The organism is Bacillus sp. 05T21, assembly GCF_056396785.1.
Map to the genome: position 1 here is coordinate 17,633 of NZ_JBFTMD010000042.1, position 15,472 is coordinate 33,104.

Annotated in this window: 8 protein-coding genes and 5 pseudogenes; all 13 read left to right on the forward strand. The window is 37.3% G+C overall.

Annotated elements, in window-relative coordinates; genetic code table 11:
• The first annotated feature begins 330 nt into the window (after positions 1-330).
• The gene (locus AC1DKZ_RS30705; RefSeq protein ID WP_476997787.1) at positions 331-2,145 is read left to right on the forward strand and encodes a reverse transcriptase/maturase family protein; all 1,815 of its coding nucleotides are present in this window, start codon (positions 331-333) and stop codon (positions 2,143-2,145) included.
• A gap of 104 nt (positions 2,146-2,249) precedes the next feature.
• Positions 2,250-3,221 (forward strand): annotated as a pseudogene (locus tag AC1DKZ_RS30710) (TraG/TraD/VirD4 family protein); the annotation flags it as partial.
• A 58-nt stretch (positions 3,222-3,279) separates the two neighbouring features.
• Positions 3,280-3,489 (forward strand): hypothetical protein, encoded by a 210-nt coding sequence (locus tag AC1DKZ_RS30715; RefSeq protein WP_002187856.1) that lies wholly within the window; start codon positions 3,280-3,282, stop codon positions 3,487-3,489.
• 23 nt (positions 3,490-3,512) lie between these two features.
• Positions 3,513-6,143, forward strand: a complete 2,631-nt coding sequence (locus tag AC1DKZ_RS30720; RefSeq protein WP_476997788.1) for a pLS20_p028 family conjugation system transmembrane protein — start codon at positions 3,513-3,515, stop codon at positions 6,141-6,143.
• Positions 6,144-6,190: 47 nt separating this feature from the next.
• Positions 6,191-6,478 (forward strand): DUF5592 family protein, encoded by a 288-nt coding sequence (locus AC1DKZ_RS30725; RefSeq protein WP_002130425.1) that lies wholly within the window; start codon positions 6,191-6,193, stop codon positions 6,476-6,478.
• 14 nt (positions 6,479-6,492) lie between these two features.
• A complete protein-coding gene (locus AC1DKZ_RS30730) occupies positions 6,493-7,305 on the forward strand; it encodes a hypothetical protein (protein ID WP_476997790.1) in 813 nt (270 codons plus the stop codon).
• A gap of 15 nt (positions 7,306-7,320) precedes the next feature.
• Positions 7,321-7,830: pseudogene (locus AC1DKZ_RS30735) on the forward strand (VirB4 family type IV secretion system protein); the annotation flags it as partial.
• A 631-nt stretch (positions 7,831-8,461) separates the two neighbouring features.
• Complete coding sequence (ltrA, locus tag AC1DKZ_RS30740) at positions 8,462-10,258, forward strand: group II intron reverse transcriptase/maturase (protein ID WP_476997791.1); 1,797 nt, start codon at positions 8,462-8,464, stop codon at positions 10,256-10,258.
• A gap of 93 nt (positions 10,259-10,351) precedes the next feature.
• Positions 10,352-11,512, forward strand: a pseudogene (locus AC1DKZ_RS30745) (VirB4 family type IV secretion system protein); the annotation flags it as partial.
• Between the two features lie 4 nt (positions 11,513-11,516).
• Positions 11,517-12,170: pseudogene (locus AC1DKZ_RS30750) on the forward strand (lysozyme family protein); the annotation flags it as partial.
• A gap of 579 nt (positions 12,171-12,749) precedes the next feature.
• Complete coding sequence (locus AC1DKZ_RS30755; RefSeq protein ID WP_159146896.1) at positions 12,750-14,573, forward strand: reverse transcriptase/maturase family protein; 1,824 nt, start codon at positions 12,750-12,752, stop codon at positions 14,571-14,573.
• Positions 14,574-14,683: 110 nt separating this feature from the next.
• A pseudogene (locus tag AC1DKZ_RS30760) lies at positions 14,684-15,160 on the forward strand (C40 family peptidase); the annotation flags it as partial.
• 29 nt (positions 15,161-15,189) lie between these two features.
• Positions 15,190-15,459, forward strand: a complete 270-nt coding sequence (locus tag AC1DKZ_RS30765) for a hypothetical protein (protein ID WP_476997792.1) — start codon at positions 15,190-15,192, stop codon at positions 15,457-15,459.
• Positions 15,460-15,472 lie beyond the last annotated feature (13 nt).

The following is a 15,472-nucleotide window of genomic DNA, read 5'->3' on the forward strand; positions in this document are numbered from 1 at the left end:
AATATTGCCGAAGTTTCCATTGAACATACGTGTTACGTATGGCAGACCAAAGACTGACTAACTTGAATAACAAGTAACGGACGAAAGTGGCATCCGACATCATAATTAGTCTAGTCTCTATATGTACTAAATGGGGATTGCCTAACTTGGAGTGCCTCGTAAGGAGGCTATTGAGGATGATACCAAGTGTAAAAAGCAAGGTATGTGGCTCATGAAAATCCAATATGGCAACGGAGTTCTCGTAGTAGTCAGAGCGAGGGAAAGCCTCGTACAAGGCGAAGGAGAACAGTCTTTTCGACTAATATTAAATTGGGAAGGGGCGTGAGGCTCTTGCGAAGCCCAAAAATCGTATTAGAAAATCTAGCATCTCACAGTAAGAAAGCAGGGTACAAATACAAGAAATTATATCGAAATCTGTACAATCCATTATTTTTCCTTGAAGCTTATCAAAACATATACGCTAGCGAAGGAAATATGACTGCTGGAACAGATGGAAAGACCATTGACGGAATGTCTAAGAGAAGAATCTCAGGATTAATTGATAAATTGCGAGATTATTCTTATCAGCCAAAACCAGTAAGAAGAGTTTATATTCCAAAGAAAAATGGAAAAAAGCGTCCGTTAGGCATACCTTCCGTAGAAGATAAGTTAGTCCAAGAAGTCATAAAAACCCTACTAGAATCTATCTATGAACCAACTTTTAGTAAGTTTTCTCATGGGCTCCGCCCTGAAAAGAGCTGCCATACAGCTCTAATACAGGTTAAAGGCACGTTTACTGGGAGTAGATGGTTCATCGAAGGTGATATTGAAGGCTTTTTTGACAATATTAATCATCATATCCTTATCTATACTCTAAGGAAAAGGATAGATGATGAACAATTTATTGCGCTTATATGGAAGTTTCTTAGAGCCGGTTACTTAGAAGACTGGAAGTTCCATAAGACGTTTAGTGGTACACCACAAGGTGGTATCCTTAGCCCCTTATTAGCAAATATTTATTTAAATGAATTAGATAATTTTATGAATCGTTATAAGTCAACTTTTGATGTAGGGAAGACTAAAAGGACAAATCCAGTTTATTCTAAAATACAACATCAGATAAGTAGGGCTAAGAAAAAACTAAGGGAAGCTAAAGAAAAAGATGAAGTACGGGAAAAAGAGTTGACCAATAAGATACGTGAGTTATTAGCTAAAAGAGAACACACTCCTCAACGGTATCCAATGGATGAGAATTATAAACGAATTCAATATGTGAGATACGCCGATGACTTTCTAATTGGAGTTATTGGGAGTAAGGAAGATGCGAATAGAACAAAGAAAGACATCGCTAATTTCTTGAAATCTGAACTTAAGCTAACATTATCTGAGGAGAAAACACTTATAACAAACACAAGAAATAAGGCTCGATTTTTAGGTTACGACGTTAAAGTTGGACGAGATTTCCACTCCAAACGGCGAAGCGATGGAATAAAAACAAGAGCATTCTCGTTAAAGTGTGAACTATATATGCCTGCTGATCTTGTCTATAGTCGCCTATTTAAAAAAGGGGCAATAAAAGTCAACCAAAAGACAGGTCAATGGAAACCAATTCACCGTCCAGAGTTAATTAAATTAGTGCCTCTTGAGATTTTAAGGAACTATAACGCTCAAATACGTGGAACCTATCAATATTATCAACTGGCGGTGAATGTGTGCCATTTAAACAGTTATAAGTATCTCCTGGAATACTCTATGTATAAAACCTTAGCAAATAAGTACCGTACTACCTTAGGCAAAGCTAAACAAAAATTTATGGTGAATGGAATATTCCAAGTCAGTTATAAGACAAAGTCCGGCAAGAAAACGGAAGTGCTTTATGATAAGGGATTTCGTAGGAATAAAGCTCCTATAACTAAAAAGGATATAGAAAAACTTCCTTCGGAAGTATCCTACCAATCCCGAACATCGCTTATTCAAAGGTTGATGGCTAATCAATGTGAATGGTGTAAGGCTGAAGAAGGCTCAATGGAAGTTCATCATGTTCGAAAGTTAAAGAACCTTAAAGGGAAAAAGAAATGGGAAAGACAGATGATAGCAAGGAACCGTAAAACAATGATACTTTGTCGAAAGTGTCATCGTGACCTGCATAACGGGAAGCTAGACTGAAGAGACGGAGAGCCGTATACCTTGAGAGGGGTACGTACGGTTCGGGGGGGAGTTCTCGGAAACCTAAGACCGAGAGGTCTTAAGGCGCCGGGTTCTTACCCTACAACATGCCGAGTATAGAAGGAATGGCAACGTTAGCAACGGTTTGCTTGGGAAGAAATATCCGTTTTAATCTCATTATTCAAGCATATTCACAATTAAAAAACAAATATGGAGATGATGCAGATACCATTGATGGCAACTGTGGGAATACAATTTATATATTAACAAACGACCAACAGACAGCCGAAAGAGTATCGAAGAAGCTTGGGAACAAGACAATTAACACACTTTCCCGAAGTGGAAAAGGTCTCTCTACAGATAAAAACAAAACCGAAAGTCTAGATCAACGACCACTTTTAACACCAAATGAACTTATGAGTCTTAAAGAAGGAGAAACTACTGTTATTCGTGTAATAAAACGTCAAGATAATAATCGAACACGTATCAGACCACGGCCAATTTATAATACGGAAGAAACAGCCTTAAAATACAGATGGGAATACCTAGGGGGAGAGTTCGATACAGATAAATCTATTTTAGATATAGATATTGACTCCCTACATGATGATGTAGATCCTAAAAAACTCATTGTAGATTTCCTAGGAGAAAGAAAGGCGGAACAAACCAAGAAAGAACCACCTGAGCCAGAACAGGAAACCTCTTCACCAGTAGAGCCACAGAAGCCAACAGAAGAACCTAAAATGATGGGAATTGATGAAGACATTCCGGAAGAGTCATTCCAACAAGAAGACAGTCCATTTAATCCACTCTCCATTGAAAATTGGAAGACGAAAACGGTTATTGAGTTTTTTGAATCTGATTTAGCGGTTTTGAAACTAGTTGATAAGTTCTTTATAGCACAGTTAGGTAAGGGAATAGATGAGGTTGAAAATCAGGAAATGGGCGAGTTTTACAGTGAATTTCAAATGTTGGCTCACAATGACCATATCGACAAAGGTGTATATCAAGCAGTTGAAAATAAGATTAATCGAATTTTACGTGATTTAGAGGAAAAGGAACACGTAACGAGTTAGAAAGGCACTCAAATAATTGAGTGCCTTTTTGAATCCAGAAATAAAGGAGGAAGCGAGAATGGAGATGCCGACAATAACAGATAAAATGCAATTGATTTTAGATAGTTACTCGCCGTTTGTAACAGAAGAAAATGAGGTCATTCTTGGTCTAGAAGATGCGGTTCTTTTCCTTTCAGTAGATCGAGAACAAAAAGGTAAATTAATTATTCGAATCGACAGACTAAATGAAAGGGTGAATTGGACAGCAAAAGAAGTATTAGGGCAATAGCAAGCATGAGAGGAGGGTAAATCGTGAAAGATGAAGAGATTTTAAAGGTTTTAGAAACATTCTCGGATTATCTTCAAGTAGGAGACATCGTGAATTATGTATTGCGTTGGCTAGGATGGTTCCTAATTGTAGGCTTATCTTTAGTTGTAGATGCTTTAGAAGGTGTGACAGATGCCATATTGGGGATTAAAGGATTTTTTAATTCACCGGAAATACAAAATTTTGTTGATATGTTATATCCATTGTTTGTTGTTCTTTTAGCCATATCGTTTTTATATATTGGCTACATGTTCATTATGAACAAACAAATGAACCGTTCTCAAATTATCATCAATATTTTCGTAACACTGAGTGTACTTTGTTTATTAAGTACTGGTATGACAAAGGTTGATAAGTTCACCGATGATGCCATAGCAGTTGTAAAATCAGAACAAAAAGGCTCTTTGAGTGATGAAATTATTAAGAAGAATGTAACCGATATTGCAGTGATAGATCAAAATGGATGGAAAAAGAAAGAGGATATGAATCCCAAAAATCATATTCCAGAAAAAAACATTAGACAGATAGATATTACAGAAAAAATAGATTCGGATTTTGAGTTTGCTAAAGATAAAAAGTTATCAGATGATGGACAAAATTTATTGAAAAATAAAAGAGTGATGGATGGGATGGGAGTCGCATCTCTAGCAGAATTGAAAGATGGTTGGTTTGATTTCTTTCCCGAAAAGTATTATCGCTGGCATTGGAACTTTTGGAATATATTCTTTACTTTACTGATAACAGGTGCAACGTTGTTATTGGTGAGTATTAAATTAGCTAGATTATTTTATGAATTGGCATTTAACTACTTGTTAGCAAACATATTAGCACCAGCCGATGTTGCAAATGGTCAAAAATTAAAAGCGGTGTTATCGAATATCCTCAATATATTTATAGCAACGATTATGATATTCCTATCTTTGAAGCTATATATAATGGGAACGGCGTTTCTTCATGACAAATTAAATGGTGTACCGTACCTAATTGCATTAGCGGCATTTAGTATGGCAGTTTTAGATGGCCCGGCAGTCGTAGAAAGGCTATTTGGAATAGATATTGGATTAAAGAGCAGTTGGGGCATGTTAGCAGGTGGTTTCGCACTGGGTAAAGGAATTGGCGCTCTTGCAAATTCAAAACCAATGAAAGGTCTAGGAAATATGATTGGAATAGGAGCAAAAGGTGCAGCAAAAGGGGCTGGTGTTGCAGCAACAAAAACCGCAAATGCAGCTGGGGGTATGGCAGGTATCATAAGTGGCTTAAAAAAAGGGAATGAATCCGGAAATAAAGAGTCTTTGCAAGATCAAATGAAAAAAGCAGGTCAAAAAAAACCACAAGGCAATGATGTAGCAAATAAAGAAAAAGAAAAAGGTAACTTAAATAATCAAGAAGATAAAAAGAACGGTGGTACTCCATCTATTCAAGAAGATATGAAAAAAGAAGGGAATGAAAAACCAGAGGTAGCAAGTGGGCAAGAATCTGGAACAACAAGTCTTCAAGATGAAATGAAGGAAGCTGGAAAAGTAAGTGGAACAAGTGAAGGAAACCCAGCGGTAGGAGGAGTAAAGCAAGGAGCAAGTGAAGGAAGCCAAACGCCAGGAACAGTGAGACAAGGAGCGAGTGAAGGAAGCCAAACACCGGGAACAGTAAGACAAGGAACAAGTGAAGGAAATCCAACAGCCGGAGCGGTAAGGCAAGGAGCAAGTGAAGGAAATCCAACAGCCGGAGCGGTAAGGCAAGGAGCAAGTGAAGGAAGTCAAACACCAGGAACAGTAAGACAAGGAGCAAGTGAAGGAAGTCAAACACCAGGAACAGTAAGACAAGGAACAAGTGAAGGAAGTCAAACACCAGGAACAGTAAGACAAGGAGCAAGTGAAGGAAGTCAAACACCGGGAACAGTAAGACAAGGAACAAGTGAAGGAAGTCCAACATCAGGAACAGTAAGACAAGGAGTAAGTGAAGGAAATCAAACATCAAGACCAGTATCAAGTGGAGGAAGCCCGGCACCAATGGAAACATCAAGACCAGYACCARGTGGAAGTAGCCCGGCACCAATGGAAACATCAAGACCAGTACCAAGTGGAAGTAGCCCGGCACCAGTGGAAACATCAAGGCCAGTATCAAGTGGAAGTAGCCCGGCACCAATGGAAACATCAAGACCAGTACCAAGYGGAAGTAGCCCGGCACCAGTRGAAACATCAAGACCAGTACCAAGCGGAAGTAGCCCGGCACCAATGGAAACATCAAGACCAGTATCAAGTGGAAGTAGTCCGGCACCAGTGGAAACATCAAGATCAGTGCCAAGTGGAAGTAGCCCGGCACCAATGGAAACGTCAAGATCAGTGCCAAGCGGAAGTAGCCCGATTATTCCTTATGAAAGTGATAAAGAAGTGGCAGCAAGTAGAAGTCAGGAAACACGGACATTAGGACAATATACAACTGATAAAGTTAAAAATACAACAACATCCGTGAAACAAAAGGTAAGAGGAGTACAAGAGCGCATTCATAATTCTGAAACGGTACAGAATACAAAGCGTTTTTATCAGATGGGGCAAAACACGGGTAAAAGTTGGAGAGATATTGTAAACAAAAATAAAAATAATACAGATAAAAAATAAGCGTAATCGTACGCTTATTTTTTATTGTCGAAAAGGAGGGAATCCCGATGAGAAGCTATCGGATTCCGAAGGAAATCAGTACAGAATTACGGATTAATAAAGTGCTTTATTTAATAGATTTCTTTTTATTAATTGGCTTATTAGTTGTAACGATGATTCTTAGGAACTTCGTACATGATTCCTTTCAATTACCATTTGTTATTTTCATGGCAGCTATTGCAATTATCATGATTTGGCGACCAAGTACGAATCCTCAAAAACGAATGTATGAAGTGTTGATTATTACATTGCTAAGAAGAAAAGGCGCATATTGTGCCATTGATAACGATCAATAAGGGAGGGATCACATATGGCGTTATTCAGCGAAAAAGATGTAGAGAAACAAGAGCCAAAACAACTAGAAAGACCGAAGAAAAAAGCATTTCGATTTAACGAAAAAAATGTAAAAGAATCACTTTCTGAACCAAAAGAAATTGTTAAGGTGGTACCCAACAAAAAGAAAGAAGAAGAAAAAACAAAGGTAGAAAGAAACGTAAAAAAACAGAAGAAAGAAAAGCCAAAGAAAGATGTTTCGAAAAAGAAAAATCCAAAACTTTTAGGTTTTTTATCTAGAAAAAAGAAAGAAGCACCACCAAAGGTAAAGAAAAGTATTGCGGAAATTATGCAAATCGTAGATATGACGGAGGATGGCATATTTGAGCTGAAAAATGAGGAGTTTTTAGAAATTCTTCAAGTTGAAGGTGACGATATGTTCTCTAAGAATAGCGATGAACAAGCATTTGTTATTTTCTCACATGCGTATTTTTATCAAGCCTACAAACAGTCCATTAAACTCGTTTTTTTAAACTTCCCATGTCAAACTACTGAACAGCAACGATATATAGAGAAGAAAATTAAAGAGTGTACCAGTCCTTTGTATGAACGAATTTTAAATCAGAAGTTAAAAGAACTTCAGTTTTTAGAATGGGGAAGAACAAATCGGGAAGCCTTCTTATTTATTTATGGAGAAACGGAATTAATCGTAAAAGAACGTGTGGATGCAGCAAAGCGATATATCAAACGCTCTACCGAACTATTAGAGGTGGATGAAGAGAAAAAGCTAGAGCTTATGTTTAAATTGTTTAATCAAAATGCAAAATTGGGAACGAAAAATATATGGTAGTAAGGAGGAAACAATATGTTTGCTTTCAAAAGTAAAAAATCAAAAAAGGAAAAACAAGAAGAACTAAAAAAGAAGAAAGGTTACAACCCTTATTTAGTGGCTAGAGTTCAGCCACAAGGAGGCGTAAGTTTTAAAGAAAGTTATGTTCAAACAGGTGATGGATTTTCTACTTGTATCCATGTTTTTGATTATCCAACAGAAGTAAATGATTTTTGGTTAGAGCAAATTATGAATATGCCGAATGTGATTACGACATTAGATGTAATGAGTGATGATCGAAAAGAAGTCGTTGAATCTATTAATAAATCCATGAGTGAACAAAGTGTTCGGCATGATACAGCAAAGGATAATATAGATCGGATTGATGCAAAAAATGAATTTTTAGAGCTGGAAGCTCTTTATACGGATTTGAAACAAGGTGAGGTCATGAAACGTATTCATTTGCGTATCTATGTTTCCGCTAGAACTTTAGATGAGCTAGAAAAACAAGTAAAAGAAATCATGGAAACATTAGAGTCTTATAACTGTGTGACACGTTCCTAACTGAAAAGGTTAGGCGCTGATTCAATAATCAGCAGAACTATTATTTCGAGAAGTCAAATGATAGGGTAACGCCTTGAAGGGCTTCCTCTGATACTCCGACATGCAGCATACAGAAGATAAGCCTTCTGACGAATCTCCGAATGTACGGGTCTAGAACGATAACACATAGAAATGTGTGTGCCACGAGCGTGGTGCTGATGTGGATGAGTAAAAATAGTTGTTATGAAAGTCCATATGTCGTTATAGGCGACATCAAGTCAGCGGGCCTAAAGGAGAACCCTAAAAGTGTTATGTACAGATAGAAATAATGGAACGTGGAAAGCCACCAACATGGAGAACTTATCTTCGAGGAAGTGTTTGAAGGGAAGGCGTTGGTGAGATTAGCAAACGTATAACCTTCATTTATGGTGGTGAGAGTAATGGCATAGTACCAGTGAAGCAATGGAAACATTGCAGAGGGATAGCCATTAGTCTGATGAAAGATTGACCAACCGTTTCAAAAAGCTACGCAGTCGAATTATAAGGTTCTTGTGAGACTAAAAAAGGTAAACTCTGAAAGGAGAGCCGACTTATAAAGAAAACTGAAAAGCTTAGACACGCTGAATATTATGATATGCAGTCTACACTTGATGACTTGTATCAGCAAAGTCAAAACGGTAACAACTTTTATAAATTAATAGAGCTTATGAAGATGGATGAAAACATACGTTTAGCATATCGAAATATAAAAAGAAATATGGGAAGTCTGACAGCTGGAACAGATGGAATGACAATTAACGATATTAAAATGCTTTCAACGGATGAAGTGATAGAAAAAGTAAAAATGATGTTCGGTTGGTATGAACCACAATCTGTAAGACGCGTATTTATACCAAAACCAAATGGAAATCGTAGACCATTAGGGATACCAACTATATGGGACAGATTATTTCAGCAATGTGTATTGCAAATATTGGAACCAATATGTGAAGCGAAATTTCATAACCATAGTTACGGTTTTCGCCCTAACCGAAGTACACATCATGCACTAGCGAGAATGAAATCTTTAGTGAATAGAAAAGGAAACGGGTTTCACTATTGTGTCGACATAGACATTAAAGGTTTCTTCGATAATGTACATCATGGAAAACTTCTAAAGCAATTGTGGACGATAGGTATACGAGATAAGAAATTACTTTCTATCATTTCAAGACTGCTGAAAGCAGAAATTGTAAATGAGGGGGTTCCTCAAAAAGGTACTCCGCAAGGAGGCATACTAAGTCCGCTTCTATCTAATATCGTACTCAACGAATTAGATTGGTGGGTAAGTAACCAATGGGAAACGATAAAAACCTCACATCCATATAAAGGAAATAGTGACAAGTATCGAGCGCTAAAGAAAAGCAAATTAAAGGAATGTTTCTTAATTCGATATGCAGACGATGCAAAAATATTATGTCGTGATTATGTAACGGCTTTAAAAATGTTTGAAGCAACAAAAGACTTTCTGAGAACACGCCTACATCTGGATATTAGCCTTGAAAAATCAAAGATTATAAATTTGAGGAAAAAAGCGAGTCACTTTTTAGGCTTTACAGTTAAGGCAAATAAGAAAGGAAACAAACATGTGGCTCATAGCAGAATGTGTGTGAAATCCAGAAAACATGCGTATAGCAAGCTGAAAAAGGCTGTTAAAGATATAAGCAGAGTACAGACACCAGAATCAGTATGGCGATTTAACACGACTGTAATGGGGATACAAAATTATTATTCGGCCGCCACACATATTAATCACGACTTAGATCACATGAGTTGCCATCTCATAAGAACACTCTATAATCGACTGAGGCGAGATTGGAAAAAAGCCACTAAGAGCGACATGTCGACTGTCTTAAGGAAAAGATATAAAAGATACAATCCTAAATTGTACAAAATCAAAGACATCGTATTACTACCTATCCATGCGCAGAAGCACAAACCGGCTAAAAATTTTACTCAGTCTATCTCAAATTATACAAAAGAAGGTAGAGAGAAAATACATGATACTTTAAAAGCCGTAGATAGGGAGATACTCCGACATGTACAACGCTTTTATATGAAGCATCGAACGGTAGAATACAACGATAACAGAATTGCAAAGTTTATTGCACAGTATGGAAAATGTGCCATTACGAAACAAGAAGTTGGATTAGTAGGTTGGCACTGTCACCATAAAATTCCGTTGGAATTTGGGGGACAGGACAATTATGAGAATTTAGTAATTGTACTTGAAGACATACACTTAGCAATTCATAGCGATGATTCAGATAAGGCGAAATCAATCTTAAATAAGTACGACATTATTGAAGAGAAGAAAGTGATGTTTGACAAGCTAAGAATATCAGCGCGTCGAAATCCTATCTTTTCTTCAATACAAAAGTTGGTCAATTGAATTAGATGGAACGCCGTATGAGGTGAAAGTCTCACGTACGGTGTGAAGTGGGGGAAAAGGTGGAGATAACGTCAAAACCTTACCTATCACTATAAGCCTGGTGCTGGAAAATCAACATTACTAAAAAAGAAATCAGTAGACTATGCAAGTAAAGGTCATTTTATTCGTATTTTTGACATTGTAGGTGAATTCGAGGAAACAGTACGTGATCTGAACGGGAAAACAATTGCATTAGATGGTTCGCAAGGTCAAATTAACCCACTTCAAGTATATAAGACAGCAGAACTTGAAGAAGTTAGTTTCACTCAACATCTATCTAAACTGACAATTTTTTATCGATTCATTGCGCCAGAAGCAAAAGATGATGAAATTAAAGAATATGAAAATTTGCTTCGTAAATTATATATTCGAATGGGATTATGGAATGATGAAAAAGGAGCGAAAAATGAAATTACAACAAGAAAACCAAATGAGTATCCCATTTTCTCAAACTTTTTATCTTTTGTTCGTGATGAATTATATGAGAATGTAGAAAATAGAAAACACCATGAGAATTTAGGAGAAAGCAGAAAACATCGTCTAGAGTTGATTGAATTAAATCTTGTAAATTTAGTAGAAGCATATGCACAATTATTTGATGGTCATTCCACTATTGAAAACTTTAAAAAAGAACAAGTTGTATCGTTTTCCTTACGAAACATTTCAAATTTTAAACCGGAAGTATTCCAAGCGCAAATTTTTAATGTTTTTAATTTAATATGGGATGAAATGATATCCAATGGTGCGCCACAATTAGAGGCATATACTAAACAACAACTTGCTTTTGAAGATGTAATTCGTTATTTCATTATTATTGACGAGGCGCATCATATAATAAACACGAAAAAAGAAAGCGCTCATGCTTTACAATTTTTAACTAAATTTAGCCGAGAAGATCGAAAATATTTTGCAGGGCTTTTATATGCAAGTCACACGATTCGAGATTTTGTACCGGAAGGATCTTCACAAGAAATGATTGATGAAATTAAAAAGCTATTTGAACTTACACAGTACAAATTTATCATGCAGCAAGATAATAACAGTTTAGATATGTTACGAAAAGTATTTGCAGGACAGTTAAGTGAAAGTGAAATTGCAGCGATTCCGCATTTGCCAACAGGGGATGTCATCTTAAGTATTGGGGCTGTAAAAAACATTCACTTCCATGTAGAGGTAACGGACGAAGAATTGATGTTATTCGGAGGAGGTGCTTAATACCATGCATCTAGTTTTAAAGATTATACCAAAGAAATGGCTCATCACTTTAGCACTAATTGTGATGGGTCTTTTTTCTTTTCTCTTACTTGGAGTTATGAGTATTTTTATTGCGGCAATGGGCGGAGAGAGTGGAACAGACACTGGTGATATTACGTATACAGGTGAAGGGCAAGTCATGAACGTTTCGCCCGAAGTTTTGAAATGGGAACCTACGATTCGGAAGCATGCGAAAGCCTTTGGCGTGGAACCGTTTGTCGCTTTAATGCTTGCACAAATGATGCAGGAAAGCGGAGGCCGAGGTAGTGATCCGATGCAATCATCAGAGGGTGCATTTAATACGAAATATTGTAAATCACCAAACTGTATTACTGATCCCGATTACAGCATATGGGCTGGTGTACAGGAGTTTAAACATGCGATAGAAAGAGCTGGTGTAACGAGTCCTGGTGACATGGATCATATCAAAACAGCCCTCCAAGCGTACAACTTCGGAACAGGATTTTTTGATTTTGTTAACTCAAATGGTGGTAAATATACAAAGGAATTAGCGATAAAATTCTCACAGGAGCAATACAAAAAGGTAGCCCACACGGGTATGTATCATTGTCTTAGACCAGAAGCCGTACCGTATCAAGCGTGTTATGGCGATATCGTGCGCCCGTAGAGGGAGCAAGAGAACATGGTGATTGCAAACCATTAGGTCTTCCCTAAACGACCTGGCATCACTTGACTAACCTTGAAAGGAAACTGAAAAGGGACAATAGCATGTCAAGAAAGCCGTAAGTTGATTAATCATCGAATCACGACTGAACGGCAAGATGTGAAGTATGGATAAGGATGAAAGCTAAACTGCTTGAACGATAGCACAAGGAAGGCTACCGTAACTCATTTCGGAAGATGGTTATATACGGAATGTGGTAGATGACATAGCGATAATTGTGTCGTCGCTATGCATAGGGACATTTACCATCCTCCACTATACGTGGAAACGTGTGAAAGTCGCATCCGAAACCATATGTGCAAGTCTCTTGTCTTCTAAACGGGGATTACCTAAGTTGGAAAGCCGGAAGGCTATTGGGGATGACTTCAAGGCTCTGCCAAGAAGTGTGGCTCATGAATATCTAATAAGGTAACGGAGCCTTCATAGTAGTCCGAGCTGGGGAAAGCCTAGCACATGGCGAAGGAAGGCAGTCTGTCCGCTTAAAAATGAAATTGGGGAGGTGCGAAAGGCATCATGCAAAGTCCAAAAGTAGTGTTAAGCAACCTGCAAAGACAGGGTCAGAAGGAAGAGCATAAATTCCGAAGACTCTATCGAAATTTGTACAATCCAGAGTTTTATTTCACTGCATATGACAATCTGAGTAAAAATGATGGAGCACTCACGATGGGTGTAGATAAACGTTCTATTGATGGATTTTCAATAGAAGTTATTGAAGAGCTGATAGAAGCCCTTAAGCAACGGACATATCAACCGTTCCCATCAAAAAGAGTATATATCCCAAAGAAAAACGGAAAGAAAAGACCATTGGGTATACCTAGTTTTGCGGATAAATTGGTGCAAGAAGTTGTGAGAATGATATTGGAAGCAATATATGAACCAACGTTCGCCATATCATCACATGCTTATCGAAAAGGAAGAAGCTGTCACACAGCACTTCAAGAAATCCAAAGAACGTTTACTGGTAGCAATTGGTTTATTGAAGGGGATATTAAAGGTTTTTTTGATAACATCAATCATCATACTTTGATTGGCATTTTAAGAAAACGTATTGAAGATGAGGCATTTATTGAACTGATATGGAAATTTCTGCGTGCTGGATACTTGGAAGAATGGAAATTTCATAATACCTTTAGCGGTGCTCCGCAAGGTGGTATTATCAGTCCACTTCTTTCTAATATCTACTTGAATGAGTTAGACCAATACATGATGAACTATATACAACAATTCAATCAAGGTAAAAAACGAAAGAACAATCCTGAATATCAACGGAAATATACTCAAATGAGAAGCATGATTCGGAAGTATAAAAATGCACTAGAAAAAGAACAAAAGGAAGAAGCACAACAACATTTAGAACAAGCTAAAGCGTTAAAGAAAGAATTACAGACAATTCCATATAGTAATCCAATGGATTCAACTTATAAGCGTCTTACTTATGTTAGATACGCTGATGACTTTCTAATTGGTGTAATTGGTTCAAAGGACGATGCAAGATATATTAAGGAAACATTGACTGAGTATCTAATGAAGACACTTCAATTGGAATTGTCGCCAGAGAAAACACTTATTACCCATGCTTCTGAAAAATATGCAGGATTTCTCGGTTACAACATTCGTATTTTTAGAGGAAGTGCACCTCGAAAAGATGCGATTGGGAGAGTATGTAGATACCTTAATGGAAAAGTTCAATTAAAAATGCCTCATGAGGCTTGGGTCAACAAATTGAAGAAATACCAAGCTATCAAAATGAGTGCCGATGGCACTTGGATGCCCAAAGAAAGAGGATACTTCATTCATAATGAAGATTTAGAGATTGTCACTCAATATAACAGTGAAATAAGAGGATTGTATAACTATTATCGGCTAGCAGAAAACGTGAGCAATCATATGCATCGTTTTGCCTACTTCATGTACTACTCTATGCTAAAAACATTTGCATCTAAGTATAGAGTTAAAACAAAAGAGATTCGAAAACGTTATGAGAAAAATAGACGATTTACTGTCACATATAAAACATCTCGAGGAGAAAAGCAAACCCATTTTATGGAACGTAGTTTTCCACGAGAGAAACAGTCAAAAGAAGCGAACTTAGATTTAATTCCAGATACAAAATATGTGTTAAGTGAAACGAAACTCTCTGATCGAATCAAAGCAGAACAATGTGAATTGTGTGGGAAAACGAATACAACAATTCATATGCATCACGTAAAAAGATTAAAAGACATTAAAAATAAGCCGAACAAGTCCTATCTAGAGAAACGTATGGTTTCAAGGAATCGTAAAACCATAGCGTTATGTAAAGAGTGCCACGTTAAAAGGCACAAAGGAGAAGTCTAGCAGGAGACAGATGGAGAGCCGGATACATTGAGAGATGTAAGTCCGGTTCGGGGAGGAGCACTTGAAAACCTACTACAGTAATGTAGCAAGGCGTTGGGTGCTTACTCTACCTGTACGTCGATGCGGTTTTGAAATATTATCAACCGGGTTCTGTCGTTTCTGGTGGTGGAGGAAATCCAGGAAGTGGAGGAAGTAGCGGTTCAAAAGTTGCCGATGTAGGTCGTCAATGGATAGGGCGTTCTACATATGTATTTGGTGGAGGACGTAACACAAATGACATTGCAAGAGGGATTTTTGATTGTAGTAGTTTTGTACGCTGGGCATTCGAACAAGTAGGGATGTATACCAGTCCGATAGGAGCTGTAAGTACGGAGACATTAAATAAAATCGGTACAAAAGTATCAGCAAATGATATGAAACCGGGTGATGTTATTTTCTTTGATACCTACAAGCATGACGGACACGTTGGAATTGTGATTGATAAAAACACATTCATTGGATGCCAAACAAATAAAGGTGTTTCCATTGAAGATTTAAATAATCCGTATTGGCAAAAAGTCTTTTCTGGTCATGTAAGAAGGTTCTAAAAATATGAAAAAGTAAAGGGGAAATTACAATGGAATTAATAGAAGCGCCAGTTAAGGGATTTGAAAATGCAGTTATAAAACCATCAAATTATTTGATTGAAAAAGATGGTGATAATTTTCTATTACATCGGGAATTGAAAGCAAACGAGATAGCACACTTTATAGAGCACAATATATTTGACTATGAAGGGAAAATATATTTATGGGTGGTAGCAAATTTCCCTTCAGAAGAAGCGGCTAAAACAGGAATACAATCCTACTGGAATGCTACTAAACAACTAAACGATATTACGAAGTAAAGGAGGAATGGAT

Bases quoted from the DNA above. Each gene is read 5' to 3' on its own strand.
- AC1DKZ_RS30725 (WP_002130425.1), top strand. From the start codon at position 6,191: ATGAGAAGCTATCGGATTCCGAAGGAAATCAGTACAGAATTACGGATT.
- AC1DKZ_RS30715 (WP_002187856.1), top strand. From the start codon at position 3,280: ATGGAGATGCCGACAATAACAGATAAAATGCAATTGATTTTAGATAGT.
- AC1DKZ_RS30755 (WP_159146896.1), top strand. From the start codon at position 12,750: ATGCAAAGTCCAAAAGTAGTGTTAAGCAACCTGCAAAGACAGGGTCAG.
- ltrA (WP_476997791.1), top strand. From the start codon at position 8,462: ATGCAGTCTACACTTGATGACTTGTATCAGCAAAGTCAAAACGGTAAC.
- AC1DKZ_RS30765 (WP_476997792.1), top strand. From the start codon at position 15,190: ATGGAATTAATAGAAGCGCCAGTTAAGGGATTTGAAAATGCAGTTATA.
- AC1DKZ_RS30730 (WP_476997790.1), top strand. From the start codon at position 6,493: ATGGCGTTATTCAGCGAAAAAGATGTAGAGAAACAAGAGCCAAAACAA.